This window comes from Sphaerisporangium sp. NPDC051017 (genome assembly GCF_040683095.1).
Classification (GTDB): domain Bacteria; phylum Actinomycetota; class Actinomycetes; order Streptosporangiales; family Streptosporangiaceae; genus Sphaerisporangium.
Map to the genome: position 1 here is coordinate 1 of NZ_JBFBCI010000004.1, position 25,739 is coordinate 25,739.

Consider the following 25,739-nt stretch of genomic DNA (forward strand, 5'->3'; position numbering starts at 1 on the left):
GACGCTGGAGGGCCAAGAATCCTCCATCTCTTACGCAGCACCACATCAAGAAACTGCGCCTACACCAGCAGCTCCTTTCGGCGTTCGTGACACACTCAGGGTTTGATCGACGGCTGTGCCTTGGCCGCGGGCGTCCGAACTCGGCCCCGGCACATCCGCGCGTCAACTCCTGGCGGCCGAACAGCCACCAGGAGGCGGGTTCCCGCGTCGTGTACGACGCGTGCCGCCGCCGGAGAGTTCAACCGGCATGGGCGATCCGGTTGAGCCAGGCGCGCAGGAGTGCGGACTCTTCGGTGGTCAGCGCGTCCGTCTCGTCGAGCAGCGCGCGCAGCGCGATCGCGGCGCTTTTGACGCCCGGCCTGATCGGTCGGGGTTTGTCGACGGTGATCGCGGCGATCACCGCCTCCCGGGCGGCCTTCGAGAGGGTCAGGTCGGGTTCGTCCTCCGGGGTCGCGAGCAGGGTCAGTACGGTCCCGCAGCCCGAGGCGAACACCAGCCGCACAGCGAGGTGTTCGCCGACCCGGAGCCTGCCCGCCTGCGCGATGTTGTGGATCCGCGCGGCGAGCGGCGCGACGGTGGTGCGGGCCGCGAGGGAAGGACGGCTGGCTCGGGGGGTGCCGAAGACGACCGTGTAGAGCGCGGCGTTGGCCAGGCCGAAGCCGACGTGCTCGTCCCAGCCGAGCCGGAGCGCTTCGACCGGGTCGGCGTCCGGGTCCGGCTCGGGCCTGCCTGCGAGATAGAGCTCCATGCCGTGCGCGGCGACCGCGTCGATGAGGCCTTGCTTGTCGCCGAACAGGCGATAGATCGTCGGCGGTTGCACGCCCGCCGCGGCGCAGATCGCGCGGGTGGAGAGCGCCTCCGGGCCGCCTTCGGTGAGCAAGGAGGACGTCGCTTCGATGATCCGCCGGCGGGTTTTGGCCGCTGGGGCGGGAGACCTGGGTGCCACTCCCGCAATGCTAACCGTACGTCGTTAACGTTCGCACTCGGCTGTGAGCAGGCTCATCAGGCGCCGGTCATATTGACAAGATTTCCCGTTTGGCGTACGCATGTCCATGCATCGCTAACATAAAAACAATGTCACTGATAACAGTCCCTGGGAGGGCTCGATGATCACTAGGACCGGACTTCCCTGCCGCAGAAGCCACCGGGCTGCCAGATGCCCCGCCGCCGTCGAGAACCGGCGGGAGAACTGAGTCATGGCCGGACGTCTGGAGGGCAAGGTCGCCCTGATCACCGGAATCACCTCCGGCATCGGCCGGGCCGCGGCCCGGCTCTTCGCAGCCGAGGGTGCGCTGATCGCAGGCTGCGGAATGCGGCCCGAGGGCTTGAAGGAGACCGTTCGGCTCGTCACCGAGGCAGGCGGCACCATCGCCGGCACCGCGCCCGTGGACCTGGGGGAGCCCGCCGCGGTCACGGCGTGGGTGGACGAGGTCGTCGAGCGGTTCGGCCGCATCGACGTGCTCTACAACAACGCCGGCGGTCACGCGATGGGGCCCTTCGGTGCGGCGCCGGAAGAGGACTGGCGCGTGACGATGCGCAACGACCTGGACCCCACGTACCTCACGACCCGGGCCGTCTGGCCGACGATGTGCGCGCAGGGCGGCGGGGTCATCATCAACACCGCCTCGATCATCGCCTCGCGGGCCACGGCCGCACCGATGAGCGCGCACGGCGCCGCGAAGGGCGCGGTCGCGCTTCGGCATCGTCACGCGCTTCTACCTGCGAACCCACCCCAGGCCGCCGGTGACCATGGCCAGCGTTCACGTGTACCCGCTCGACGTATACGAGGAGTTGCTGACCTGGGCGATTGAAACGGGGCCGGACCTCGATCCGCGCGTGGAGATCCTCTTCCTCGCGACCAACCCGCGACTCCCGGACGGTCGGCCCGCCCCCGGGCCGACCGCCATCCAGATCATCACCTGCGCCATGGCCTCGACCGAGGCCGAAGCACTGGACATCCTGTCACCGCTCGACACCAACCCGGTGATCGACTCCGCCCTCACCCGCGCGACGTTCCCGGCCACCATGGACCAGATGTACGCCGCCGTCGACGCACTGGAGCCGTCCGGGCACCGCTGGCTCGCCGACAACATGTGGACCGATGCCGGCGCCGACGTGCTCGTCCCGCAGCTGCGCGAGCTGTTCACCACGGTGCCGAACGAGATCTCCCACGTCCTGTGGTACCCATGGCCCGGCCACCCGATCGACGCCGCGTTCTCCAACACGGGCCGCTTCTACATCGCCGCGTACGCCGGGTGGGACGACCCGGCGCAGGACGACGCATACGTCGGCTGGGTGACCGGCCAGATGCGGCGGCTCGAACCCCTTTCCAAGGGCATCCAGCTCGGCGATGAAAACCTCGTCAACCGGCCGTGGCGCTACCTCGCCGAGGACAACGAGCGACGCCTCGAGGAACTGCGCGAACAGTACGACCCCCACGGGCGGTTCTTCGGATACCTCAGGTTGTGACGGGCCGGTCCGACAGCAGCACCGTCCGGGCAGGCGACTGCGGCGGCGTGAGCGGTGACCATACCGTGGTACCGCCGGGTCCACCCGGTCACGGCGCAGCGCACGCAGGCCGACGGGACGATGCTCATTCTCGCCGGCCAGGGATAGATCCAGATGCTCGGCACGTTGGAGCCCGAGGCTGCCGCCGCCTATGTGCCATCGGCCCACTCCCCGCCGGCCGCGCGGCGGGGAGGGACGGGGACGCGGATCAGGTCCTCGGCGATGACCAGGTCGCCGTCGAAGTGGCGGCGGGCCTCCGCGGCGAAGGCGGTGGCGTCGGGGTAGCGCTGGCTGAAGTGGGTCAGGACCAGGCGGCGGACGCCGCTCTCGCGGGCCACGCGGGCCGCCTGGCCGGCGGTGAGGTGGCCGAACTCGTGCGCCAGGCGGGCGTCGGCGTCCAGGAACGTCGACTCGATGACCAGCATGTCTGCGCCCTCGGCGAGAGTGTGGACGCCCTCGCACAGGCGGGTGTCCATGACGAAGGCGAACCGCTGGCCGGCCCGGGGCTCGCTGACCTGCTCAATGGTCACCGTGCGCCCGTTCACGCGGATGCTTCCCTCGCGCAGCAGCTCGCCGACGCGGGGGCCGCTGACACCGAGGGCCGCGAGGCGGTCGCGCAGCATGCGGCGCCCGTCGGGCTCGACCAGCCGGTAGCCGTATGCCTGGACGGGATGGTCCAGGGGGTGGGCCTCGATCCGGCCGAAGGCGCCCTCGGCGATCACTCCGGGGGCGTGCACGGGCTGGGCTATGACGGTGGCGGTCTCGTGGTAGGAGCTGGCGTGCCGCAGGCGGGCGAAGTACTCGGCGCCCGAGGCCGGGAAGTGGGCGTACACCGGGTGCGGCACGCGGTCCAGGGACAGGCGCTGGACGACGCCGGGCACGCCGAGGCAGTGGTCGCCGTGGAAGTGGCTGATCAGGATGCGGGTGACGTCGGTCGCGGCCACCCCCGCCAGGATCATCTGCCGCTGGGTGCCCTCGCCCGGGTCGAACAGCAGGCCCGCGCCGTCCCAGCGGAGCAGGTAGGCGTTGTGGTTGCGGTTACGGGTGGGCGTCTGGCTGGCGGTGCCGAGGACGACGAGCTCGCGCGTGGACACCTGCGCCACGATAGACCCCCGGACGCTCCCGGAGCTCCAGGTTTTCCTGTGGCGGCGACACGCGGGGCATCGCCGGGCCCGCGGGGCCGGGTACGGGCGCGGGACTTTTATAAGCGTCTGCCCAGAAATCACCTAGGTGCACATAACGATGGAAATCTTCGACCTGTGATGTTCAGGCGCCCTGCGGACGGCCGTCGCGCGACGCCGCGAGGGAGGCGAGCAACGCGTCGATGGCGTCCAGCCGGCGATTCAGCGCGGCGATGTCCGCCTTGTCGGCGCTCTGCTCCTCCGGCCGCAGCGTGAGCACCAGATGCCCGGTCTCGGCGAGCTCGCCGACCTGGACCTCGCCGATCTCGTCGCCGTTCTGGATGCGCACGGCGTGTTCCAGCTCTCTCGTGGACAGCGCGAGGCGGCGCAGGTTCTCGGTCACGGGGCGGCCGTCACGGATGACGATCGTCGAGGTGCCCTGGACCAGCCGCGACACCCACGCGTACCGCACGGCCAGGTGGTTCAGCAGCTCGTTGGTGACGACGAGGGTGACCGCGCCGACGACGCCGCCCACCAGACTGTTGTCATTGCCGATCACCGCGTTCTGCACGACGTTGGACAGCAGGAAGATGACCACGAAGTCGAACGTGTTGAGCCCGGCCATGTCCCGCTTTCCCGCCACGCGGAAGACCACGACGATCAGTGCGTAGATCAGGACGGTCCTGAGCAGCTTCTCGGCCAGCGGGATCTGGAAGGTGAACATGTCGTGCCACACGGAGGTCTCCTCATCGGAAGCGTCGCGCCGATCCCCCCGCCGCGCGGGCGGAGGTCCGTACGGAGCGGACCCCGTACGAACCTCCCATCATGCTCTGCCTATTGCCTCGCTCCGCCCGGCGGTTCGGGGCGCCCCGGAGGGGACGCCCCGAACCAGCCCATGGCCGCGCCTCCGGCTCGGCGGGTTCTCAGGAGTCGAAGCCGAGTCCCAGCCGGTCGAGCGTGCGCAGCCACAGGTTGCGCCGCCCCTGGTGGGCGTCCGCCTGGGCGATCGACCACCGGGTGAGCTGGATGACGCCCGAGCGGATCGGCTCCGGCGGGAACGGTATCGGCTTCTCGCGCACCATGCGCAGCTCGGTGCGCTCGGTCGGCTCACCCTCCAGCAGGTCCAGCATGACGTTGGCGCCGAACCGCGTCGCGCCCACGCCCATCCCGGTGTACCCGACCGCGTAGGCGAGCCGTCCCTTGTGCGCCGTGCCGAAGAACGCGCTGAAGCGGCTGCAGGTGTCGATCACCCCGCCCCAGCGGTGCGTGAACCGCACTCCGGCGAGCTGGGGGAAGGTGGTGTAGAAGTGCGCGGCCAGGGTCGCGAACGTCGCGTCCCTCTGCTCGTACTCCTGCCTGACCCTGCCCCCGTTGAAGTACACCGCGTCGTACCCGCCCCACAGGATGCGGTTGTCCGTGGTGAGCCGGTAGTAGTGGAACTGGTTCCCGCCGTCGCCGACGCCCTGCCGGTTGTGCCAGCCCACCGACGCGAGCTGCTCCGGCGTGAGCGGCTCGGTCATCAGCGCGTAGTCGTACACCGGAACCAGGAAGTTGCGCAGCCGTCCGAGCAAGGGCGGGAACACCCCCGTGCCGAGCGCGACCCGGGCCGCCCGCACGCCACCGTGCGGGGTGATCAGCTCCATGGTCGTGCCGTCGTCGCGCAGCGAGCGCACCGGGCTGCGCTCGTAGATGCGGACGCCCAGCGACAGGCATGCCTCGCGCAGCCCCCACGCCAGGCGGGCCGGGTCCAGCATCGCGCAGCCGTCCCGCTCCCACTGCCCTCCGACGTAGGTCGGCGAGTCGACCTCGGCGCGGACCTGCTCGGCGTTGAGCAGGCGCATGTCCAGGCCGAGCTCGCGGGCGATGCCGGTCTCCTCCGCCATCGCGTCGAGCTGCCACGGCTCGGTGGCCACGTGCAGCTCGCCGGTGCGCTCGAACGCGCAGTCGATGCCGTACTTGGCGACCGTCCCCTCGATCTCGTCGAGGTTCTCCGCGCCCAGGCGAACGAGCGTGGAGACCTCGCGGGGCCAGCGGCTGAGGCCGTTGCCGAGCCCGTGGGTGAGGCTCGCGACGCAGAAGCCTCCGTTACGGCCGGAGGCCGCCCAGCCGACGCGCCTGCCCTCCAGCAGGACGACGTCGAGCGAGGGGTCGCGTTCCTTGGCCATCAAGGCCGCCCAGAGGCCGGAGAAGCCGCCGCCGACCACGGCCAGGTCGGCGGTCGTGCTGTCGAAGAGCCGCGGTAGCGGCTCGGGTTTGTCCGGACTGTCCAACCAGTACGGCTTACGCTCCGCGTCAGCCAGTGCTTTCAGCGGATCCACACATTTCACGTCCCAACGAACAGCGTCGTTTTTCCCTGGGCCGGGAACGCCGTGTTCCCGGTGCCAGGCGGGTGTTTCCCGTCTCTAGGTGCGGCGGCGCGAGGTCAGGGTGTTGACGACCGCGATGACCACGCCCACCGCGAAGATGAGGGTGCCAAGGATATTGACCTGCGGGGGCACGCCGATGCGGACCGCGCCGTAGATCCACAGGGGGAAGGTGATCGTCGCCCCGCTGGTGAACTGCGTGATGACGAAGTCGTCGATCGACAGGGCGAAGGCGAGCAGCGCGCCGGAGACCACGCCCGGCAGGATCATCGGGAACGTGACCCGCCAGAACGTGATCCAGGCGGAGGCGCCGAGGTCGCGCGCGGCCTCTTCCACCGACCCGTCCAGGCCGACCACGCGCGCCCGCACGGTCACCGCGACGAACGACACCGAGAACAGCACGTGCGCCAGCACGATCGTCGCGTACCCCGTCTGCACGCCGAGGCTGATGAACAGCGACAGCAGCGAGGCGCCCATGACCAGTTCGGGCGATGAGATCGCGGCGAACATCACCAGGTTGGTCGGCCCCTGCCCGCGGAAGCGGTAGCGGCCGAGGGCGATGCCCATCAGCGTGCCGAGCACGGTGGTGATGAGCGTGGCCAGCAGCGCGATGCTGATCGAGTTCGTGACGGCGGTGGTCAGGTCGGGGTAGTCCCCGAGTCGGCCCCACCACTTGAAGGTGAACCCCTGCCAGCTCACGTTCGACTTGCTCTTGGTGTCGTTGAAGCCGAACGCGATCATCACCGCGATGGGCGCGAACAGCCAGAGCAGGACGAGCCACGTGTAGACGTACAGCAGCCGGTCGCCCCACCGGGCGCGCGGGCGCCTCGGCACGCCCACATGCGCCTGCCGTGCCTCGGCGGGCAGGGCCGGGCTGAGTGAACCGCTCATCGCGCCGCCGCCTCCAAGACGTTCTCGGTGCCGAGGGCCTTGGCGTAGGCGAAGATGCCGATGAGCATCGCCGCCATGAGGATGAACGACAGCGCCGCGCCAGCCGGATAGTCGTTGTTCACGAGGTACTCCGTCTGGATGATGTTACCGATCATCGTATTCGCCGGGCCGCCCAGGATCGAGGCGTTCACGTAGTCCGCCGTCATCGGCACGAATGTCATCAGGACGCCCGCGAACACCCCGGGCAGCGACAGCGGCAGCACGATCCTGAGGAACGAGTCGCGGCGCGTCGCGTACAGGTCCTGGGCCGCCTCGACGACCCGCGGGTCCACGCGCTCCAGCGCCACGTAGATCGGCAGCACCATGAACGGCAGGTAGTTGTACGTCAGCCCGCCGATCACCGCCACCGTCGTCTGCAGCACGTGGAAGTCCGCGGGCAGCAGCCCGGCGTCCTTCAGCGGCTGAAGCAGGATGCCGTCGTCGGCGAGCAGGAACTTCCACGACACCGTCCGCAGCACGAACGAGACGAAGAACGGCAGCAGCACCAGCAGCAGGTACGTCGACTTGCGCGCGCCCGCCTTGAAGGCGATCCAGTAGGCCACCGGGTAGGCGAGCAGGATGGTGAGCACCGTCCCCGCCAGCCCGTACCCGGCCGAGCGCAGGAACTGCGTCTTGTACTCGCCGAGCGCGTCGCCGAAGCTCGCCAGGTGGAAGGTCTGGACGAAGCCGTTGACGACGTCGCCCTCCTGGGTGGAGACCGACGCCATGAAGACCAGCGGCACCACCAGGAAGCACAGCAGCCAGAGCCCGCCCGGGAGGATCAGCAGGTACGGCGCGATCTTCTGTCTCATGGCGTCAGCCCTGCGTGATCGGCTGGAAAATCCCCTCGAAGGCCTTCTCCTCGGCCGTGGTCAGGGACTTGTAGGAGCGCAGCCTGGCCATGTCGGACTCGGAGGGGAAGATCAACGGGCTGGTGGCGGCCATCTCCAGGGCCCTCTTGTCGTCCCCGCTCGCCTTGGCGGCGTCGGCCTTGATGATCTCCTGCGCCGAGGGCACGGGGGTGATGTAGGTGATGTACTCGGCCAGGTGCGCGGCGATCTCGGGCTTGTAGACGTAGTCCATCATCGCCAGCGCGTCGACCGGGTTCTGCGCGGTCTTGGGGATGCACATGTTGTCGGTCCAGATCGTCGCGCCCTCCTTGGGGACGACGAACTTGAGGTCCTGCCCCTCGGCGTTCTGCTGGTAGATGTCGCCGGACCAGGCCATGCACATCCAGATGTCCCCGCGGACCAGCGCGTCCACGTAGTCGTTCTCGTAGTACTTGCGGACGAGACCGGCGTCGCGCTGCTGCTGGAGCTTCTGCCCGGCCTTCTCCCAGTCGGCCTGCACGGACTTGTCCGGGTCGATGCCCAGCGCGAACAACGCGAAGTTCGCGATCTCCTGGGTGTCGATCATCATGCCGACCTTGCCCTTGTACTTGGGGTTCCACAGCTCCTCGATGCTGGTGATGTCCCCGTCGACGTACTTCGGGTTGTACGCGATGCCCGTCAGGCCCGACTGCCAGGGCACGGTGTAGGTGTTGCCCGGGTCGTAGGACGGGTTCTTGTACTTGGCCCCCACGTTGGCGTTGAACGTCGGCAGCTTGGAGTGGTCGAGCGGGACCAGGTAGCCGAGCGCCATGGCCCGGCCGAGGTGGATGCCGTTCGTGATCACCATCATGTCGAAGCCGATGTCCTGCCCGGCGGCGAGCTGCGGCTGGATCTTGCCGAACCAGGTGGAGTTGTCCTGGATGGCCTCCTGGTAGGTCACCTGGATGCCGGTGTCCTTGGTGAACGCCTCCAGGGTCGGGTAGGAGTTCCCCTTCTTCTCCATGTACAGCGGCCAGTTGGCCCACCGCAGGACGCCGTTCTTCTTCTTGTCCGCCCAGTACCCGGCGGCGGCGCTCGCTTTCGGAGGCTCGACCTTCTTCCCCTGGACTCCGCACGCGGCCAGGCCCAGCGCGGCGGCGGACAGCCCTCCGAGGCGCAGCGCGTCACGGCGGGTGAGGGAGGATCGGGTGCGGCTCTGCGTCAGGCCACGCAGGAACGCGAGATCACGTGGAGGGCTGGTCATGAGGTGGTTCGACTTCCAATCGCGTACGAGTGCTGCGGCTGCCATGACAACCAGACGGATTCGCCGCGCTCCGCCGTGATGCTGCTGTCCCGGGCGTTCTGCTCGAACACCGTGAATTCTGCACCGCTCGAAAGGTTGACGGCGTAGCTGTTGTAGGTGCCGAGATAGACCACCTCGGACACGACGCCGCGCACCGCGCTGACGTCCGCGGCCGGCTCCTCGCGGGAGATCCGGATCTTCTCCGGGCGGACGGTGACCTCCACCTGGCCGCCCTCGCGGGTCTGGCCGCCGACCGGCACCAGCACGCGCTCGCCCTCGGCGACGCGGATCACGGCCGTGCCTCCGCTGACGTGGTCGGCCGTGCCGCTGAGCAGGTTGGACGTCCCGATGAAACCGGCGACGAACGTGGTCGCCGGGCGCTCGTAGATCTCCCTCGGCCCCGCGAGCTGCTCGACCAGGCCGTCGTTCATGACGGCGATGCGGTCGCTCATGGTGAGCGCCTCGTTCTGGTCGTGGGTCACGTACACGAAGGTGATGCCGACCTCGCGCTGGATGCGCTTGAGCTCCATCTGCATGGCCTGGCGCAGCTTGAGGTCGAGGGCGCCGAGCGGCTCGTCCAGCAGCAGGGCCCGGGGGTTGTTCACCAGGGCGCGGGCGAGCGCCACGCGCTGCTGCTGGCCGCCCGACATCTGCCGCGGCCGGCGGTTCTCGCGGCCGGTGAGGTCGACGATCTCCAGCATCTCGCCGACCCGCCGCTTGATCTCCTGCTCGGGGACGCGCTTGCGCCGGAGCCCGAAGGCGACATTCTCCCACACGTTCATGTGTGGGAACAGCGCGTAGGACTGGAACACCATGTTCACGTCGCGCTTGTTGGGCGGCACGTTGGTGACGTCCTGCCCGTGCAGGCGTACGGTCCCCCGGGACGGGTCCTCGAACCCGGCGATCATCCGCATGGTGGTGGTCTTGCCGCAGCCCGACGGTCCGAGCATGGAGAAGAACTCTCCCTCGGCGATCGACAGGCTCACGCCCTTGACCGCCTGCACGACCTCACCGTGCGCGTGGTACTCCTTGACGACTCCGTCGAGTTCGATGGCGGGCACCGGGGAGATGTCGGAGGCGGCCGGAGCGGCCGCCTCCTTGCCCGCCTGGATATCGGTCATTCCAGGCTATCCCTCATCTGATATCTGAATCCGTGCACCGATACGGCGCGCGGGGCAGGTGGTCATTCACCGATGTAGTGCATGACGTGCTTCACGCGGCTGTAGTCGTGCAGGCTGAAGACCGACAGGTCCTTGCCGTAGCCCGAGTGCTTGAAGCCGCCGTGGGGCATCTCCGAGACGAACGGGATGTGGGTGTTCACCCAGACCACGCCGAAGTCCAGCCGCCGGGACAGGCGCATCGCCCGCCCGTGGTCGGACGTCCACACCGACGCCGACAGGCCGTACTTCACGTCGTTGGCCTTGGCGAGCGCGTCGGCCTCGTCGCTGAACGTCTGGATCGTGATGACCGGGCCGAACACCTCGGTCTGCACCATCTCGTCGTCCTGCCGCAGGCCGTCCACGACGGTCGGCTCGAACAGGTAACCCTTCTCCCCGATGCGCCTGCCCCCGGTGAGGACCTTCGCGTGGCCGGGGACGCGCTCCAGGAAGCCCTCGACGCGGGCGAGGTGGGCGGCGTTGTTGAGCGGGCCGTAGTACGCGTCCTCGTCGCCGTAGAGGCCGGTCTTGGTGGCCGCGGCCGCCTCGGCCAGGGCCGCCGCGAACGGCTCGTGGATGCTCTCGTGGACCAGCACGCGGCAGGCCGCCGTGCAGTCCTGGCCGGCGTTGTAGAGGCCCGCGCCCGCGATGGCCTCGGCCACGGCGGCGACGTCCTTGACGTCCTCGAAGACGACGACGGGCGCCTTGCCGCCGAGCTCCAGGTGCACGCGCTTCACGTCGTCGGCCGCGGACCGCGCGACCTGCACGCCCGCGCCCACCGAGCCCGTGATCGCGACCATCGACGCGGACGGGTGGCCCACGACCAGGGCGCCGGTCTCGCGGTCCCCGGCGACGACGTTGAAAACGCCCGCGGGGAGGACCTCGCCGACGATCTCGGCCATCTTCAGGGTCGAGACCGGCGTGGTGTCGGACGGCTTGAGCACCACCGTGTTGCCCGCGGCGAGCGCCGGGGCGATCTTCCATACCGCCATCATCAGCGGGTAGTTCCACGGGGTGACCTGCCCGATCACGCCGATCGGCTCGTGGCGGATCACCGAGGTGTGGTCGGCCAGGAACTCGGCCGAGCTCGGGCCCTCCAGGGTGCGCACGGCGCCCGCGAAGAAGCGGAAGTGGTCGGCGGCGGGCGGGATCTCGTCCTCGGCCATGCGCGCCCGCGGCTTGCCGGTGTTGAGGCACTCGGCCTCGACAAGCTCCTCGGCCCGTGCTTCTATGGCGTCGGCGATCTTCAACAAGTACCCGGCACGCTCACCCGGCGTCGTCTGCCCCCACGACTCGAACGCGGCGACCGCCGCGGCGTAGGCTGCGTCAACGTCCTCCTGACGGGAGACCGGCGCCTGAAGGTAGGCCTCCCCCGTGCTCGGATCGATCACATCGGAAAACCGACCGCTCTTGGCATCCACGAGCTCGCCGTTGATGAAGTTCTGGAGACGGGTGGTCAAAGCTCGACCTCCTCGTGAGTGGGCTGAGTTGTCGCGACTCTGACAGAGGTCGGACGCCACGACAAGGGATTTCGTCGCGAATATATCAAATTGCTACGAAATCGCTTGACAGGGCGCGGTGAACTGACAACATGTCGCACCAGGACGGCAACATCACCGGAACGGCCACGTAATCAGCTTGCTGTAGCCGTCCGGTCGCAGGGAGGACGCACGGAGATGACCACGCCGCCGAAAGCGCGACGGGACAACAACCACAACGACGCCAGGCCGGGGCCCGTGGTTCTGGACGATATCTCCAAGCGCATCATCGAGGAACTCCAGGAGGACGGGCGCAAGCCCTACGCCGCCATCGGCAAGGCCGTCGGACTGTCGGAGGCCGCCGTGCGCCAGCGCGTCCAGCGGCTCCTCGACGCCGGGGTGATGCAGATCGTCGCCGTGACCGACCCGCTCACCCTCGGCTTCCCCCGCCAGGCGATGATCGGCATCAAGTGCGAGGGTGACCTGGAGACGGTGGCCGACAACCTGTCGTCCATCGACGAGATCGACTACGTCGTGCTCACCGCGGGATCGCTGGACATCATGGTCGAGGTCGTCTGCGAGGGCGACTCCCACCTGCTGGAGATCCTCGGCAAGATCCGCGCCATCCCCACCGTCCGTGCCACCGAGACGTTCGTCTACCTCAAGCTCCGCAAGCAGTCCTACTCCTGGGGCACCCGCTGACCTCCTTCCCCACGTTCCTCCAAGCGCCTCGCGGCGGCCCGGTTCACCCCGCTGACCTGCCCTGACGCCTTCGCCGGCCAGGCTACCCGGCCCGCGAGACGGCTCGGACGCGCGGCGGCCCGGGACGCCCGGCCGGCCTCAGACGCGCTGCGCCCGCTCGGCCGTCAGGACGTCGCGGCGGTCCAGGATGTCGGCCACCTCGGCGAGGAAGGCGTCCACCTGGGGCACCGCGTACCCTGCCCTGAACAGGACCGTCGCGAACCTGGCCGCCCTGACCTGGTCCCCCGTGAGCGGAAGATCGGTCGTGCCGCGCAGGGTGGCCACCACGCGGTCCAGGAAGATGTCGACCTGGCCCTCGTGGTATCCCGCTCCGAAGCGTCCCCGGCGGAAGAGCATCCGCTCGACCTTCGCCGCCTGGGCCTCCAGCCAGGCCGCGGCGAGCGCCTCGTCGGCCGACGGCGCCTCCTCGGCCGACTGGCCGACGTGGAGGCTCCCCACGGCCTCCGGCTCCGGAGGGCCGTACCCGGCTCGCGCCGGGGTCCAGGGCACCCGCTCGTTGCGTCCCAGGGGATCCCAGGCGCCCGCCACGGGCGCGACGACGTCCTGCGGGTGGAGCGGCCTGCCCTCGGCGGCGGCGATCCGTCGGCCTCCTCCCTCTGAGCGCACCGCGGGCATCCCGGGCAGCGTCGGGGCCTCCTCTTCTTCGTCCGGTTCGTCCGTCAGCCCCGCGCTCGTCCCGCCGTAGGCGAGTTCGGACGCGGGCACCGGCGCGGCGTGGAACGTCTGCCCTCCCGGGTACCGGCGAGGCTCCGGGATGCCGGGCAACCTCGCCAGGCCGCCATCGCCGGGCCCTGCCGTCGCCGCCGTCGTCATGGCGGTCCCGGCGATCCCGGCGATCCCGGCGGTCATCGCGGGACGAAAGGGCAAGGTCTCCACGGCCACCACGAAGGCGTCCAGCGCGTAGTCGACCGCCATCTCGTTGTAGCCGCCGCGTTTGGCGCCGAAGCCCGCCATGCGGATCTCGTCCGCCGTCACCGGAGGGCCCTCCAGCGCGCCCCGGCCCAGGGTCGCCTCGATCCGCCGGATGAGAGCATCGACCTGCCCGGGGTTGTATCCGGTGCGTAACGCAAGTACACGTGGAAAGCGGTTCAAACCGCGTCCTCCCGGTTCACAGCCCCCGCATACGTATCCTCTTTACCATTCTTATTGGATGACTTAAGGAAATCCAGGGAGTCAGCCCTAGGGGAGTAAGCTTCCTGATCTATGCGGCTCGCGAACCTCTCCTTCCGCTACGCCCGCCGCGCCCCATGGGTGCTCCACGACGTGCGTCTCGACCTGCCACCCGGCACGGTCGCCGAAGTCACCGGCCGCAACGGCGCCGGCAAATCGACCCTCCTGAGACTCCTCGCCGGCACGACGCGCCCGACCCGGGGCACGATCGCCGACCGCCCGCCGATCGTCGGATACGCCCCCGAGATCTTTCCCGTGGGCCAGCCGTTCACGGTCGCCGCCTACCTCGCCCACATGGCCGCCGTCCGGGGCGTGCCCGCGTCCGCCGTCGCGCCGTGGGCCGAGCGCCTCGGCATGACATCCCTGCTGGACATTCCGCTCGGCGACCTCTCCAAGGGGAGCGCGCACAAGGTGGGGCTCGCGCAGGCCCTCCTCGCGCCGCCCGGCCTGCTGGTCATGGACGAGCCCTTCTCCGGCCTGGACGCGCAGACCCGCGCCGAACTGCCCCGGATCATCGAGGAGGTCACGGGCGCCGGTGGCATCGTCGTCGTCAGCGATCACCAGAGCGGCCTGGCGGACCACCCCGGCCTCACCCGCCTCGCCGTCGAGAACAACACCGTCCGCCTCATCGCGCCCACCGACCGCGCCCTGACCGATATTTCCGATATATCAGGCAAAACCGTGATCGAGGTCCTGGTGGAAGCGGACGAGGCGGACGCGGTGGCCCAGAAACTGCGCGCCGACGGCTACGACGCCCACATCCGAGGACTGCCGGGATGAAGCCGACCTTGATGCTCGTGCGGTTCAAGACCGCCGCGTACCTGCGCTCCCACCGGATCGTCCAGCCGTTCGTGGGACTGCTGGCCATCCTGATCATCCTGTACTCGACGCGCGTCCTGGCCGGCCACGAACTCTCCTCGTACGGCGACTCCGCCGCCCTGCTGGTCCCGGTCTTCGCCTGGGCGGCGCGGGGCCTGCTCGACACCGAGCCGGACGTCCAGCGCCTCATCTCGGTGACGGCCTCCGGACGTCCCGGCCGCGAGGTGACGGCCGGCCTGCTCGCCTCGGCCGCGGTGAACGCCGTCCTCGCCTGCCTGGCCGTCCTCGCCCCCCTCGGCATCGGCTTCGCCGTCACGCCGGGCGGGGCGGTGGTGGCCGGCGGCCTGGCCCTGCACGCCCTCTCCCTGCTCACCGGCACCGCCCTGGGCGCGCTGTCCAGCCGCCCGATCCTGCGCGACCAGGCGACGTCCACGCTCGTCATGCTCGGCGCCTACGTCGCGATGCTCCTGATCAGCCTGGCCCCCGTCACGTGGCTGACCGTCCCGCTGATCAGCTGGATGCGCGACGCCGGGCGACCGGCCTTCCTGACCTCCGCCCTCCCCGGCCTCGCCGCCATCACCCTCGCGTGGTGCGCGTTGGCCTTCCTCGCGTACACCTACCTACGCCGCACCCGCCCGTAGCCCTTCCTTCCGAGACCGCCTCCTCGCCGGGACGTCCCGTCGCGAGGGGGCGGCGCCGTTTCGGCTTTGACTATCTCGAAATGCGAGACATACTCGCTCGTATCGTGGACACCAGCGTAGGCTGGCAGCGGTTCGGATCCCAGAGGAGTTGATCGGCATGTCCGCCGTCTACACGCACGGTCACCACGAGTCGGTGCTGCGCTCGCACACCTGGCGCACGGCCGCCAACTCGGCCGCGTACCTGCTGCCGCACCTGCGGTCCGGAATGTCCCTGCTCGACGTCGGGTGCGGGCCGGGGACGATCACGGCCGATCTGGCGGAGGTGGTGGCTCCGGGGCAGGTCACGGGGATCGACACCGCCGAAGGAGTCCTGGCGCAGGCCAGGGACGTCGCGGCGGGGCGTGGGCTGCGGAACGTCGTCTACGAGGCCGGAGACGTGTACCGGCTGGAGTACCCGGAGGGGTCGTTCGACATCGTCCACGCCCACCAGGTGTTGCAGCACGTCGCCGACCCGGTCGGCGCGCTGGTCGCGATGCGGCGCGTCTGCAGGCCCGGCGGCATCGTCGCCGCGCGCGACTCCGACTACGCCACCTTCACCTGGTATCCGCAGGTGCCCGCCCTGGACGAGTGGCAGGACCTGTACCACCGGGTGGCGCGCGCCAACGGGGGCGAGCCCGACGCGGGCCGTCGCCTGCTGTCCTGGGCTCGCCAGGCCGGGTTCAGCGACATCACCGCCTCCGGTGCGGTGTGGTGTTTCGCCACCCCGGCCGACCGCGCGTGGTGGAGCGGCCTGTGGGCCGAGCGCATCACGTCCTCGGCCATGGCCGAGCAGATCGTCTCGTACGACTTCGCCACCCGCCCCGATCTGGAGCGCATCGCGGACGGCTGGCGCGCGTGGGGAGCGTCCGACGACGGCTGGTTCACCGTCCTGCACGGAGAAATCATCTGCCGAGCCTGACGGACCACACGGCCCCCGACCCTCAGCCGGGGCCGCCGGCTGTCACCAATGCAATGACTCGTACGGCTGATCCGCTCACCTGGAGGCGTTAAGGACCTGCTCGAGGCCGCGGCGCGCGAGGGCATCGGCGCGTTCGTTCTCGGGGTGGCCCGCGTGGCCCTTGACCCAGAGCCACTCGACGGTGTGCCGAGCGGCCGCCACGTCGAGGCGTTGCCAGAGGTCCATGTTCTTGACCGGCTGCCTGCCGGCCGTCTGCCAACCGTTGCGCTTCCAGCCGCGTAGCCACTGGGTGATGCCATTGCGGACATATGTGCTGTCGGTGTACAGGCGGACGGTAACCGGCCGGGTGAGGATCTCCAGGGCCATGATGGCGGCCATGAGTTCCATGCGGTTGTTGGTCGTACCGACCTCACCGCCGTAGATCTCCTTCTCTGTGTGGCGGTAGCGCAACACCGCCCCCCAGCCGCCTGGGCCCGGGTTACCCCTGCACGCGCCGTCGGTGTATATGTCCACGACCCGACCGGCCACCTGCTCCTGGCCCTCCACAGCCGGCATGTCCTCCTACTCCATCGGTCTCGCGGTCAGCGCCTGTCATGCCATTATGCGGCCTGAACATGAGTCAAGGGCCGCCTCACACTGTCCCTTGCCGCTCGAGAAGAAATCGCGTTCGAGTATCCGGACGACCCTGTAGACATTCATCTCAATCAGTGACCAACAACTCGCATCTGCGGCACGTCGACCAAAAGGGTAATACGACTATACGACCACAGTTCATCTGCGAAGCCGCAAATGGTGAACAATTATATGGATACACAAATCTAGGCACACGGCAAAGCAGGCTCAAATTATGTTTTCTCTGCCGAGCCAGTCGACCGTGCAATAACTTTGGGAGCCGAACGCCCTCTCCCCAGGCAGGAGGCCTCCATGGACAGCCCCGACGGGCGTGTGCTGATCATTGTGATCGTCGCGACGATTCTGTTCGTCGTGGGACGTAATTTCCAGCGGACCGTGGACACCTGGGCGGGCTGGGGCAAAGCCATCCAAACCGCCAAAGAGGCCGCGGACAAAATCCCCGGAGCGAAATCCTCGGCCTGGGCGGCGGTGCGGCGCATGATTTTCATCGGCGCGGTGACGCTGGCCCTCCTGGCCCTGATCGTCAACGCCTTCAGATACATCTGAGGCCGGCACCTCCGCGATCGGATGTGCCGGCCAGGCTAGGACTCCGGGGTGGCGGCGGCGAGTTGGCCGCAGGCGCCGTCGATCTCGCGGCCGCGCGTGTCACGGACGGTGACGGCGACGCCGTGGGACTCCAGGCGGTGGACGAACGCGCGCTCGTCCTCGGGCCGCGAGGCCGTCCACTTCGAGCCCGGGGTCGGGTTGAGCGGGATCAGGTTGACGTGGACGAGCTTGCCCTTGAGCAGGCGGCCCAGCAGGTCGGCCCGCCACTCGTGGTCGTTGATGTCCTTGATCAGGGCGTATTCGATGGAGACGCGGCGCTTGGTGATGGCCGCGTAGTTCCAGGCCGCGTCCAGGACCTCGGCGACCTTCCAGCGGGTGTTGACCGGCACCAGCGTGTCGCGCAGCTCGTCGTCGGGGGCGTGCAGGGAGACGGCGAGCGTCACGGGCAGCCCTTCGTTCGCGAGCTTCTCGATCGCCGGGACGAGCCCGACCGTCGAGACCGTGACCCCCCGGGCGGAGATGCCGAGCCCCTCGGGGGCGGGTTCGGTGATGCGCCGGACGGCGCCGATGACCGCCTTGTAGTTGGCGAGCGGCTCCCCCATGCCCATGAAGACGATGTTGCTCACCCGCCCCGGACCTCCGGGCACCTCGTCGCGGGCCAGCGCGCGGGCGCCCGCGACGACCTGCTCGACGATCTCGGCGGTCGACATGTTCCGGGTCAGCCCGGCCTGTCCCGTGGCGCAGAAGGGGCAATTCATGCCACATCCTGCCTGGGAGGACACGCACATGGTCACCCGGTCGGGATAGCGCATCAGGACCGACTCGACCAGGGCGCCGTCGAAGAGCTTCCACAGGGTCTTCCGGGTCGTGCCGCCGTCGCAGGTGATCTCTCTGACCGAGGTGAGCAGGCCGGGCATCAGGCTCGTCACGAGGCGGTCGCGGGACGCGGCGGGGAGGTCGGTCATGTGCGCCGGGTCGGTGGTGAGCCGCTCGAAGTAGTGCCGCGAGAGCTGCTCGGCGCGGAACGGCTTCTCCCCCAGCTCGGCGACGGCCGTACGCCGCTCGGCCATCGTCAGGTCAGCGAGGTGGCGGGATGGTTTCGCACGCCGGGGGGCGACAAAGGTTAGCTCGGCGGACATGTCCTTCTCTTAACAGTTTGCCGGAAGCTGCACTACACAGCCCCTTGGTGTGATCTATTGCGATCCACGGCCGAACGGGAGACGTACACCGGAAAGGCGGAAAGGCGTTGGGCACCACCGATGTCGTCCTCACCGACACCAGCCCTTATGGCAGTCGCATGGTGACCGTCGAGTACGAGGGGGCGTCCTCGGTAGCTTACCTGCGCGGCGCCGACGGCGGGATCCACGGCGCCGTGTGGCTCGCCAACCATGGACAGGCGCCACCCTTCGTCGACATGGACCAGATCGGCCGGGGCCACGCTCCCGTCATGCCCGTGGCCAACACGCGCCTCCCGGAGGGCACGGCGCCGTTCACGGCCGCCGAACTGGAGGTGCTCTGGTTCGAGGAGGGCGACGGGGCGGCCCTGTTTCGCAACAGCGATCTCCTGGCGGTCATTCCCGGCTGGGCGGACCTGGAGCGCGGAATGCCCGGATACGCCAGGGACGCGGTCGGCGAGTCCCCGTTCGCGTGGTCCCTGGACGAGGCCCTGGAGGGGCTGGCGCCGCGGATCGCCAAGGCCCGTTCGTACTGGGAATGGCGGCACGGCGACGGCGCGTGGCAGTCGTTCCAGCAGTTCGTCATGAGCCACCTGGACACGCGGGTCGGCCCGCCGGCGCGGTACTGGGACATCGGCGGGGACCGACTCCCCACCGTGGGCATCACCGAGCGCCCGCAGAACGGCTACACGGTGCTGTCGACGGTCGGGATGAGCTGCCAGCGCATGCCGACCGTAGAGCAGTACATCGACCGGCCCGACGCCTACGCCCGCATCGAACTGGCCATCGCCACCCGGGGAGAGCCCGCGGAGGCGGCTCAGGTGTTCCTGTGGCTGGCGCGGTACCCATGGCACTCGATCACCTGGCTCGGGCATGGCCACACCGCCCGCTGGTACGGCGCCCCGGCGACCTTCCCGCTCGGCCGCGGCTACGAGGGCGTGCTGATGCTGGACACCGTCCCCGGGCTGCCCGATCTGTCGGGGTTCACGTTCGGGGGCGACGAGGTGCGCTGGCTCTGGCTGATCCCGCTGACCGACCACGAACTGCGGATCGCCGCCGAACGCGGGCACGAGGCCCTGTCGCTGTCGTTGCCCGGGCGGATCCTCTGAAGCCCTCTCAGCCTGGCAGGAAGGCCGCCAGGAGCAGCCAGATCGGGACGAGCGTCGCGAGCAGGGAGTCCAGGCGGTCCATCAGGCCGCCGTGCCCGGGGAGCAGGCTGCCCATGTCCTTGATGCCGAGATCGCGCTTGATGACCGACTCGACCAGGTCGCCGAGGGTGGCGCACACGGCCGCAACGACACCGATGATCGCGCCCTGCCAGTACTGGCCGTCGAGCAGGAACCGCATCAAAAGCGACCCGCAGATCACACAGGCGAGGATGGACCCCGCGAAACCCTCCCAGGTCTTCTTCGGGCTGATGATCGACATCTTGTGCCTGCCGAACAGGATGCCCGCGAAGTAGCCGCCGATGTCGCTGGACACCGTGACGGCGATGAAGAGCAGCACGCGGTCGGCGCCGTCCGGCTTGGCCAGCATCAGCGGCACGAACCCGGCGATCAGGGAGGGGTACACCGAGGTCAGGACGCTTCCCGCGGCGTCCCTGACGTAGCCGTCCACGCCCTTGAACATCCGCTCGCAGAGCATGATCAGCACGGTGATCGTGAACGCGCCCAGCAACCAGATCGGGCCGCCCCAGTACGCCCCGGCGAGCATCGCGGCCAGGCCCGTCAACTGGAGCTTCAGCGGTACCTGGATGTCCCGCACGCCGAACGCGCGGATCATCTCCACCACGCCGATGCCGACGGCCGCCCCGATCACCAGGAGGAAAAGGGCCTTCTGCGTGTAGAGGGTGCCGAGGACGGCGGCCCCCAGCGCTAGGCCCACGCCGATCGCGGCCGGGAGGTTGCGGCCCGTACGAATGCCGTTCGGCTTTCCGGCCGCCGGGACCGGGCCGTGGTCCCCAGGATCGCCCACCCCATCGTCGTGGGCGGTGCCGTTGGCCTGCGCCCGCACGAGCCCCGCCGGGCCGGAAGCCCCGATGTCGCCGCCTCCCGCGGAGGAGGTGTCGGCGCCCCCCTCAGGGCCTTCCACACGGCCGCCTGGAGCCGCGGGCGGACGCGCCCCGGACCGCCGACCTGGTGCCGGCCCGGTACCGTCCGCCGTCGTACCTTCCACAGTTTCCCACCCTCGTACCGCCGGCCACGCTCGACGGCCCACTACGCCTGGCCCGCCGCGACGGCGGGAAGGGAGCGCGATGGGCCCGGCGCGGCGAGGCGCCCCACCCGCGGCAGGCACCGGAGTGGCAGCGCCCCTACCTGACCGTGGCTGATGCGCGCTCAGACCTCGAGCAGCTCGGCTTCCTTGTGCTTGAGAAGCTCGTCGATCTTGGCGACGTGCTTGTGCGTGAGGTCGTCGAGCTCCTTCTCGGCGCGGCGGACCTCGTCCTCGCCCGCCTCGCCGTCCTTGACCATCTTGTCGAGGGTCTCCTTGGCGTGGCGGCGGATGTTGCGCACCGAGACCCTGCTGCTCTCGGCCTTGTTCCGCGCGACCTTGATGTACTCGCGGCGGCGCTCCTCCGACAGCTCGGGGAACACCACGCGGATCACCGCGCCGTCGTTGCCGGGGTTCACCCCGAGGTCGCTGTCACGGATGGCCTTCTCGATGGCGACCATCGAGCCCTTGTCATAGGGCTGGATGATGACCATGCGGGCTTCGGGGACGTGGAACGAGGCCAGTTGCTGCACCGGCGTCGGAGACCCGTAGTAGTCAACATTGATCTTGTTGAACATTGACGGGCTGACCCGGCCGGTGCGGATCGCCGCGAAGTCCTCCTTGGCGACCGCGACCGCCTTGTCCATCTTCTCCTCGGCTTCGAAGAGGGTTTCGTCGATCACAGCGGCTCCCTATTTCCCTGCCGGACTCACCAGCGTGCCGATCTTTTCACCGCGGACCGCCCGCAGGATGTTGCCCTCGCCCATGAGGTCGAAGACCACGATGGGCAGGCCGTTGTCCATGCACAGGCTGATCGCCGTGGCATCCATCACCCCGAGGCCCCGCGTGAGGACCTCGCTGTACTCGAGCTGGTCGAAGCGGACGGCGTCGGGGTTCTTTCGGGGATCGGAATCGTAGACCCCGTCGACCTGGGTGCCCTTGAGCAGCGCCTCGGCACCGATCTCCAGCGCGCGCTGGGCGGCGCAGGTGTCGGTGGAGAAGAACGGCGAGCCGAGGCCCGCACCGAAGATCACCACACGCCCCTTCTCCAGGTGGCGGATCGCCCGCCGGGGCAGGAAGGGCTCGGCGACCTGCTGCATCGTGATCGCGGTCTGGACGCGGGTCTCGATGCCCCGCTTCTCCAGAAAGTCCTGCAGGGCGAGACAGTTGATGACCGTGCCCAGCATGCCCATGTAGTCGGCGCGGGCGCGTTCCATGCCGCGCTCGGACAGCGCGGCGCCGCGGAACATGTTGCCGCCGCCGACGACGACGGCGACCTGGACGCCCTCGCGCACCGCCTCTGCGACCGAGTCGGCGAGCTTGGCGACCACCACGGGGTCGATTCCGAGCGGCTCGGCGCCCGCGAACGCCTCACCGGACAGTTTCAGCATGACGCGCTTCCAGCGAAGCGGCCAGTTGTACGACTTGAACGACGAAGCCGCCGACGTAGCGGGTCGTTGGTTCTCCTGCACGGCGGCGGCCTCCTCGTTGACGGTTCTCAGCTGGTCAGCTTCCTTTGGGCTAAGCCTATGCCTGACCGACCTTGTAGCGGGCGAAGGCCAGGACCTTCACACCCGCCTCAGACGCGTACTTGCCGATCGTCTTCTTGGGGTCCTTGACGAACGACTGCTCGACCAGCGTGAAGTCCTTGTACCAGCCGTTGATGCGGCCGTCGACGATCTTGGCGATCGCGGCCTCCGGCTTGCCTTCCTCGCGGGTCATCTGCTCGAAGACCGTACGCTCCTTCTCGACCACGTCGGCCGGGACGGCGTTCGGGCTGAGGTACTTCGGAGCCATCGCCGCGGTGTGCTGGGCGATGTCCTTGGCGACCTCGGCGTTCGGGCCGTCGAGCTGGATCAGCACGCCCACGGCCGGGGGAAGCTGCGGGTCGGTCTTGTGCATGTAGGACACGATGTAGCCGCCGTCCAGCACCGTGAACCGGCGGATCTCGATCTTCTCGCCCAGGGCCGCGTTGGCCTCGTCGAGGTGCTCCTTGACGCTCTTGCCGTCGATCTCGGAGTCGAGCAGCGCCGGCACATCGGACGGCCGGGCGGCGAGGATGTGGCCGACGACGAGGGCGGCCAGCTCCTGGAAGCGCTCGCCCTTGGCGACGAAGTCCGTCTCGCAGTTCAGCTCAAGGAGGGCGGCGAGGGAGTCGCCCTCGTGCTTGACGGCGATCAGGCCGTTGGAGGCGGTGCGCGTCTCGCGCTTGCCGACGTCCTTGGCGCCCTTGACGCGAAGGAAGTCGACGGCCTTGTCGAAGTCGCCGTCCGACTCCTCCAGGGCCTTCTTACAGTCCATCATTCCGGCGGCGGTGAGCTCACGAAGCCGCTTGACGTCGGCCATGTTCACGGAAGCCATTGTCTTTTCCTCGTCGAGATGTCGTCGTGGATCGGGTGGGTGCGCCGCGTCAGGCACACCCACCCGGAAGGAGCCTTGCCGGCCGGGCGGACGATTCCCGCACGACCTGAGGCGAGACTCAGCCCTGCTGGTCGGTGCCCTCGGCGGCCTCGGCGGCGGCCTCCTGCACCGGAGCCTCAGCGGCCTCCTGCACCGGAGCCTCGGCGGCCTCGGGGGCGGCCTCCTGCGCCGGAGCCTCGGCGGACGCCTCGGCGGCGGGCGCGGCGTCCTGAGCGGTGGCTTCCTCGTCCGAGCGCGCGAGCAGCTCGCGCTCCCACTCGGCCAGCGGCTCGGCGGCGGCACCGGACGGCTTGTCGTCACCGCGCGTCGCACCGGCACGGGCCATCAGGCCGTCGGCGACCGCGTCGGCGATCACGCGGGTGAGCAGGCTGACGGCGCGGATCGCGTCGTCGTTGCCCGGGATCGGGTAGTCGACCTCGTCGGGGTCGCAGTTGGTGTCGAGGATCGCGACGACCGGGATGCTCAGCTTGCGGGCCTCGCTGATCCCGATGTGCTCCTTCTTGGTGTCGACGACCCACACCGCGCTGGGGACGCGGGACATGTCGCGGATGCCGCCGAGGGTGCGCTCGAGCTTGTCCTTCTCGCGGCGGCGCATCAGGAGCTCCTTCTTGGTGAGCCCGGAGCCTGCCACGTTGTCGAAGTCGAGCTCCTCGAGCTCCTTCAGACGCTGAAGCCTCTTGTGGACGGTGGAGAAGTTGGTGAGCATGCCACCCAGCCAGCGCTGGTTGACGTACGGCATGCCGACCCGCGCGGCCTGCTCGGCGATGGCCTCCTGGGCCTGCTTCTTGGTGCCGATGAACAGGATGGTGCCGCCGTGGGCGACCGTCTCCTTGACGAAGTCGTAGGCGCGGTCGATGTAGGACAGCGACTTCTGCAGGTCGATGATGTAGATGCCGTTGCGCTCCGTGAGGATGAAGCGCTTCATCTTCGGGTTCCAGCGACGGGTCTGGTGCCCGAAGTGAACACCGCTCTCGAGCATCTGCCGCATGGTGACGACGGGGGCCATGTGTATGGTCCTCCTGGGTAGAGCGCCGTTGAAGACGCGTGTCTCGGTTGTGCGCGAAGGCCTGCGGCCTTCGCCCTGACGCCCTGAGTCGTCCTATCCGGGTCGGCGACCCGGACCGAGAGGACGATTCGCCTGTGGGCGTGCGAAGTCGGCCCGCCTGACGAGCCATCAAAAAGTGTACCCGGAACCCGACCTCCCCCCGGCCACACGAACGCCCGCCCTCCCCCACCCGGCCATCCGCCGACACCCTCCTTGAGCTCCCTCCGCACCAAGCCTCCCTCTAAGATCACCACCCTCCGTAGCGATCATCACCCCCGGAGTGACGCCCTCACCGATCAGGCCTCAGCACGGCCGCACCTCACCGGATCCCGACCGAAGACGATCACAGCCCGCGAGAGGATTCCGTCCGGCGGTCGCTCGCTGCGGGGTGGGTCACCACCATGCGGGCGGGTGCTCACCACGGCCGGGGGGCGGCGAGGTCCAGCGTGGCCTGAGGTCGCCGATGACACCTGGCGCGCGGACATAGGTCAGCCGTCCCTGCGGGGTGTGCATCGTCTCCAGAAGGTCCGACGCGTCGGGCTCGGCGACGTTCCGGCCGTCGACGCGGCCCAGCCCGTCCAGCCATTGGGCGACGCGGGCGAGGGACAGCTCCACATGCCACGAGCCGCCCTCGGAACGGCGGCGCTGGAGGCCGGCCAGAGCTCCGAGCGCGGCGAGCCAGCCTGTGGCGTGGTCCAGGACCTGGGCGGGCAGCGGGACGGGGCGGTCGCCGTCCCCGCCCTCGTGGGCGATTCCGGTCGCCATCTGCACCAGGCTGTCGAAGCCGCGCCGTCCTGCCCACGGGCCGCGCGTCCCGTAAGCGGATATGTCGACACATACGATGCCCGGCCTGATCGCGGCGAGGTCGTCCGGGCCGAGCCCCAGCGCGACCAGCGCCCCCGGCCGGTACGCCTGAATGAGGACGTCCGCTCCGGCGACGAGTTCCCTGAACGCGGCGACTCCCTCGCGCGTCCGAAGGTCGATCTCACACGATCGCTTGCCGAGTGCCGTGCTCACGACCAGCCCCGGTACCTCAGGCAGATGCGCGGCGCCCACCCGGAGCACGTCGGCCCCGTAGGCGGCGAGCGCGCGGCTCGCCACAGGCCCGGCGATCACCCTCGTCAGATCGAGCACCCGAACCCCTCCAAGCGGCCCCCCACCCACCCCCGCGGGCGCGACGTCTGCCCCAGGCTCGGTATCCGCCCCGAGGCCGGTGTCTGTTCCGGGCAGACCGGGGGCGGCCCGTGAACCGTGATCGTCCATGCGTCCGATCACCACCAGCTGCGTGTCCGCCACGGCGGCACTCTGTGGGTGGGCCTTCCACTCGGCACGGCTCCGCATCGCGGCCGCGCAACCCCCCGCCTCGGTGACCGCCTCCTCCACGTCCAGCGCCGTCCGGCCGGCGCACGCCTCGGCGACCGCCGCTTCGTCCGCGTCGAGGGGAAGTCCGAGCGCACGCAACGCGGCATCCCGGTGGTGGTCGAAATTACCGTGCAGACGGACCCACCCGTCAGCCGTGCGGTAGTCCCCCGACAACGGCGCCCACAGAGCCGCCACCTCACCGCCCACCCGGAAGTACCGCTCGTCCCGGAAGGCGATCGCCGCCTCCCGCATGTCCACGGTCACCGCCCCCGACCGATCACGACGCCGCGCTGCGGCCACCGTCGGCCCAGGGACAAGGGGCCTGTC

26 protein-coding genes are annotated in these 25,739 nt (G+C 69.4%); 8 read left to right on the forward strand and 18 right to left on the reverse strand.

Annotation, left to right across the window (positions count from 1 at the left end; genetic code table 11):
* Positions 1-238: 238 nt before the first annotated feature.
* Positions 239-946 (reverse strand): TetR/AcrR family transcriptional regulator, encoded by a 708-nt coding sequence (locus tag AB0M95_RS05280; protein WP_363759805.1) that lies wholly within the window; start codon positions 944-946, stop codon positions 239-241.
* A 250-nt stretch (positions 947-1,196) separates the two neighbouring features.
* On the opposite strand from AB0M95_RS05280, the gene AB0M95_RS05285 reads away from it, so the two are divergent.
* Entirely contained in the window at positions 1,197-1,811 is a 615-nt protein-coding gene (locus AB0M95_RS05285) for an SDR family NAD(P)-dependent oxidoreductase (RefSeq protein WP_363759808.1), read from the forward strand.
* Positions 1,750-2,469 carry a hypothetical protein gene (locus tag AB0M95_RS05290; protein WP_363759811.1) on the forward strand — a complete coding sequence of 240 codons (720 nt, stop codon included), beginning with the start codon at positions 1,750-1,752 and terminating at the stop codon, positions 2,467-2,469. The genes AB0M95_RS05285 and AB0M95_RS05290 overlap by 62 nt, the downstream gene beginning before the upstream one ends.
* A 188-nt stretch (positions 2,470-2,657) precedes the next feature.
* On the opposite strand, the gene AB0M95_RS05295 is transcribed toward AB0M95_RS05290, so the two are convergent.
* From AB0M95_RS05295 to AB0M95_RS05330, 8 genes are all read right to left on the reverse strand, one after another.
* A complete protein-coding gene (locus AB0M95_RS05295) occupies positions 2,658-3,602 on the reverse strand; it encodes a ribonuclease Z (protein ID WP_363759814.1) in 945 nt (314 codons plus the stop codon).
* Positions 3,603-3,774: 172 nt separating this feature from the next.
* Positions 3,775-4,365: a YetF domain-containing protein gene (locus AB0M95_RS05300; RefSeq protein ID WP_358527187.1), complete on the reverse strand. Its 591-nt coding sequence runs from the start codon at positions 4,363-4,365 to the stop codon at positions 3,775-3,777.
* Between the two features lie 187 nt (positions 4,366-4,552).
* Positions 4,553-5,947 carry an FAD-dependent oxidoreductase gene (locus AB0M95_RS05305; RefSeq protein ID WP_358515438.1) on the reverse strand — a complete coding sequence of 465 codons (1,395 nt, stop codon included), beginning with the start codon at positions 5,945-5,947 and terminating at the stop codon, positions 4,553-4,555.
* Positions 5,948-6,031: 84 nt separating this feature from the next.
* On the reverse strand, positions 6,032-6,883 hold the full coding sequence (locus AB0M95_RS05310) for an ABC transporter permease (RefSeq protein WP_363759818.1): 852 nt from the start codon (positions 6,881-6,883) through the stop codon (positions 6,032-6,034).
* Positions 6,880-7,734, reverse strand: a complete 855-nt coding sequence (locus tag AB0M95_RS05315; RefSeq protein ID WP_363759821.1) for an ABC transporter permease — start codon at positions 7,732-7,734, stop codon at positions 6,880-6,882. Before AB0M95_RS05315 ends, AB0M95_RS05310 begins: the two co-directional genes overlap by 4 nt.
* A 4-nt stretch (positions 7,735-7,738) precedes the next feature.
* Positions 7,739-8,995: a spermidine/putrescine ABC transporter substrate-binding protein gene (locus AB0M95_RS05320; RefSeq protein ID WP_363759824.1), complete on the reverse strand. Its 1,257-nt coding sequence runs from the start codon at positions 8,993-8,995 to the stop codon at positions 7,739-7,741.
* The gene (locus tag AB0M95_RS05325) at positions 8,992-10,155 is read right to left on the reverse strand and encodes an ABC transporter ATP-binding protein (protein ID WP_358515449.1); all 1,164 of its coding nucleotides are present in this window, start codon (positions 10,153-10,155) and stop codon (positions 8,992-8,994) included. The genes AB0M95_RS05320 and AB0M95_RS05325 overlap by 4 nt, the downstream gene beginning before the upstream one ends.
* 62 nt (positions 10,156-10,217) lie before the next feature.
* A complete protein-coding gene (locus tag AB0M95_RS05330) occupies positions 10,218-11,651 on the reverse strand; it encodes an aminobutyraldehyde dehydrogenase (protein WP_363759827.1) in 1,434 nt (477 codons plus the stop codon).
* A gap of 216 nt (positions 11,652-11,867) precedes the next feature.
* Here AB0M95_RS05330 and AB0M95_RS05335 point away from each other — a divergent pair, with 216 nt between their 5' ends.
* Positions 11,868-12,371, forward strand: coding sequence for an Lrp/AsnC family transcriptional regulator (locus AB0M95_RS05335; protein WP_358515455.1), 504 nt, complete (start codon positions 11,868-11,870; stop codon positions 12,369-12,371).
* A gap of 138 nt (positions 12,372-12,509) precedes the next feature.
* On the opposite strand, the gene AB0M95_RS05340 is transcribed toward AB0M95_RS05335, so the two are convergent.
* A complete protein-coding gene (locus tag AB0M95_RS05340; RefSeq protein ID WP_363759830.1) occupies positions 12,510-13,523 on the reverse strand; it encodes a DivIVA domain-containing protein in 1,014 nt (337 codons plus the stop codon).
* 111 nt (positions 13,524-13,634) lie between these two features.
* Between AB0M95_RS05340 and AB0M95_RS05345 the strand changes: the two genes are divergently transcribed.
* From AB0M95_RS05345 to AB0M95_RS05355, 3 genes are all read left to right on the forward strand, one after another.
* A complete protein-coding gene (locus tag AB0M95_RS05345) occupies positions 13,635-14,381 on the forward strand; it encodes an ATP-binding cassette domain-containing protein (protein WP_363759833.1) in 747 nt (248 codons plus the stop codon).
* Positions 14,378-15,061, forward strand: a complete 684-nt coding sequence (locus tag AB0M95_RS05350) for a hypothetical protein (protein ID WP_363759836.1) — start codon at positions 14,378-14,380, stop codon at positions 15,059-15,061. Before AB0M95_RS05345 ends, AB0M95_RS05350 begins: the two co-directional genes overlap by 4 nt.
* Before the next feature lie 157 nt (positions 15,062-15,218).
* A complete protein-coding gene (locus AB0M95_RS05355) occupies positions 15,219-16,019 on the forward strand; it encodes a methyltransferase domain-containing protein (protein WP_363759839.1) in 801 nt (266 codons plus the stop codon).
* Between the two features lie 75 nt (positions 16,020-16,094).
* Here AB0M95_RS05355 and rnhA read toward each other — a convergent pair whose 3' ends face one another.
* A complete protein-coding gene (gene rnhA / locus AB0M95_RS05360) occupies positions 16,095-16,574 on the reverse strand; it encodes a ribonuclease HI (RefSeq protein ID WP_363759842.1) in 480 nt (159 codons plus the stop codon).
* 369 nt (positions 16,575-16,943) lie between these two features.
* Between rnhA and AB0M95_RS05365 the strand changes: the two genes are divergently transcribed.
* Complete coding sequence (locus AB0M95_RS05365; RefSeq protein ID WP_358515471.1) at positions 16,944-17,198, forward strand: hypothetical protein; 255 nt, start codon at positions 16,944-16,946, stop codon at positions 17,196-17,198.
* Between the two features lie 35 nt (positions 17,199-17,233).
* Here AB0M95_RS05365 and rlmN read toward each other — a convergent pair whose 3' ends face one another.
* Positions 17,234-18,337 (reverse strand): 23S rRNA (adenine(2503)-C(2))-methyltransferase RlmN, encoded by a 1,104-nt coding sequence (gene rlmN, locus AB0M95_RS05370; protein ID WP_363759845.1) that lies wholly within the window; start codon positions 18,335-18,337, stop codon positions 17,234-17,236.
* A 107-nt stretch (positions 18,338-18,444) separates the two neighbouring features.
* On the opposite strand from rlmN, the gene AB0M95_RS05375 reads away from it, so the two are divergent.
* Positions 18,445-19,482 carry a suppressor of fused domain protein gene (locus AB0M95_RS05375; RefSeq protein ID WP_363759848.1) on the forward strand — a complete coding sequence of 346 codons (1,038 nt, stop codon included), beginning with the start codon at positions 18,445-18,447 and terminating at the stop codon, positions 19,480-19,482.
* A gap of 7 nt (positions 19,483-19,489) precedes the next feature.
* Here AB0M95_RS05375 and AB0M95_RS05380 read toward each other — a convergent pair whose 3' ends face one another.
* The 6 genes from AB0M95_RS05380 to AB0M95_RS05405 form a co-directional block, all read right to left on the reverse strand.
* Entirely contained in the window at positions 19,490-20,464 is a 975-nt protein-coding gene (locus AB0M95_RS05380; protein ID WP_363759851.1) for a phosphatidate cytidylyltransferase, read from the reverse strand.
* 245 nt (positions 20,465-20,709) lie between these two features.
* The gene (gene frr / locus AB0M95_RS05385; RefSeq protein WP_363759854.1) at positions 20,710-21,267 is read right to left on the reverse strand and encodes a ribosome recycling factor; all 558 of its coding nucleotides are present in this window, start codon (positions 21,265-21,267) and stop codon (positions 20,710-20,712) included.
* Between the two features lie 9 nt (positions 21,268-21,276).
* A complete protein-coding gene (gene pyrH / locus AB0M95_RS05390; protein ID WP_358516535.1) occupies positions 21,277-21,975 on the reverse strand; it encodes a UMP kinase in 699 nt (232 codons plus the stop codon).
* Positions 21,976-22,111: 136 nt separating this feature from the next.
* Positions 22,112-22,945: a translation elongation factor Ts gene (gene tsf / locus AB0M95_RS05395; RefSeq protein WP_363759857.1), complete on the reverse strand. Its 834-nt coding sequence runs from the start codon at positions 22,943-22,945 to the stop codon at positions 22,112-22,114.
* 118 nt (positions 22,946-23,063) lie between these two features.
* Complete coding sequence (gene rpsB / locus AB0M95_RS05400; protein WP_363759860.1) at positions 23,064-24,011, reverse strand: 30S ribosomal protein S2; 948 nt, start codon at positions 24,009-24,011, stop codon at positions 23,064-23,066.
* Between the two features lie 432 nt (positions 24,012-24,443).
* Positions 24,444-25,664, reverse strand: coding sequence for a CoA transferase (locus AB0M95_RS05405; protein WP_363760323.1), 1,221 nt, complete (start codon positions 25,662-25,664; stop codon positions 24,444-24,446).
* Positions 25,665-25,739 lie beyond the last annotated feature (75 nt).

Coding starts and splice junctions, on each gene's coding strand:
- AB0M95_RS05285 (WP_363759808.1), top strand. CDS start 1,197: ATGGCCGGACGTCTGGAGGGCAAGGTCGCCCTGATCACCGGAATCACC.
- AB0M95_RS05290 (WP_363759811.1), top strand. CDS start 1,750: ATGGCCAGCGTTCACGTGTACCCGCTCGACGTATACGAGGAGTTGCTG.
- AB0M95_RS05310 (WP_363759818.1), bottom strand. CDS start 6,883: ATGAGCGGTTCACTCAGCCCGGCCCTGCCCGCCGAGGCACGGCAGGCG.
- AB0M95_RS05315 (WP_363759821.1), bottom strand. CDS start 7,734: ATGAGACAGAAGATCGCGCCGTACCTGCTGATCCTCCCGGGCGGGCTC.
- AB0M95_RS05320 (WP_363759824.1), bottom strand. CDS start 8,995: ATGACCAGCCCTCCACGTGATCTCGCGTTCCTGCGTGGCCTGACGCAG.
- AB0M95_RS05325 (WP_358515449.1), bottom strand. CDS start 10,155: ATGACCGATATCCAGGCGGGCAAGGAGGCGGCCGCTCCGGCCGCCTCC.
- AB0M95_RS05335 (WP_358515455.1), top strand. CDS start 11,868: ATGACCACGCCGCCGAAAGCGCGACGGGACAACAACCACAACGACGCC.
- AB0M95_RS05345 (WP_363759833.1), top strand. CDS start 13,635: ATGCGGCTCGCGAACCTCTCCTTCCGCTACGCCCGCCGCGCCCCATGG.
- AB0M95_RS05350 (WP_363759836.1), top strand. CDS start 14,378: ATGAAGCCGACCTTGATGCTCGTGCGGTTCAAGACCGCCGCGTACCTG.
- AB0M95_RS05355 (WP_363759839.1), top strand. CDS start 15,219: ATGTCCGCCGTCTACACGCACGGTCACCACGAGTCGGTGCTGCGCTCG.
- rnhA (WP_363759842.1), bottom strand. CDS start 16,574: ATGCCGGCTGTGGAGGGCCAGGAGCAGGTGGCCGGTCGGGTCGTGGAC.
- AB0M95_RS05365 (WP_358515471.1), top strand. CDS start 16,944: ATGGACAGCCCCGACGGGCGTGTGCTGATCATTGTGATCGTCGCGACG.
- rlmN (WP_363759845.1), bottom strand. CDS start 18,337: ATGTCCGCCGAGCTAACCTTTGTCGCCCCCCGGCGTGCGAAACCATCC.
- pyrH (WP_358516535.1), bottom strand. CDS start 21,975: ATGCTGAAACTGTCCGGTGAGGCGTTCGCGGGCGCCGAGCCGCTCGGA.
- tsf (WP_363759857.1), bottom strand. CDS start 22,945: ATGGCTTCCGTGAACATGGCCGACGTCAAGCGGCTTCGTGAGCTCACC.
- rpsB (WP_363759860.1), bottom strand. CDS start 24,011: ATGGCCCCCGTCGTCACCATGCGGCAGATGCTCGAGAGCGGTGTTCAC.
- AB0M95_RS05405 (WP_363760323.1), bottom strand. CDS start 25,664: ATGCGGGAGGCGGCGATCGCCTTCCGGGACGAGCGGTACTTCCGGGTG.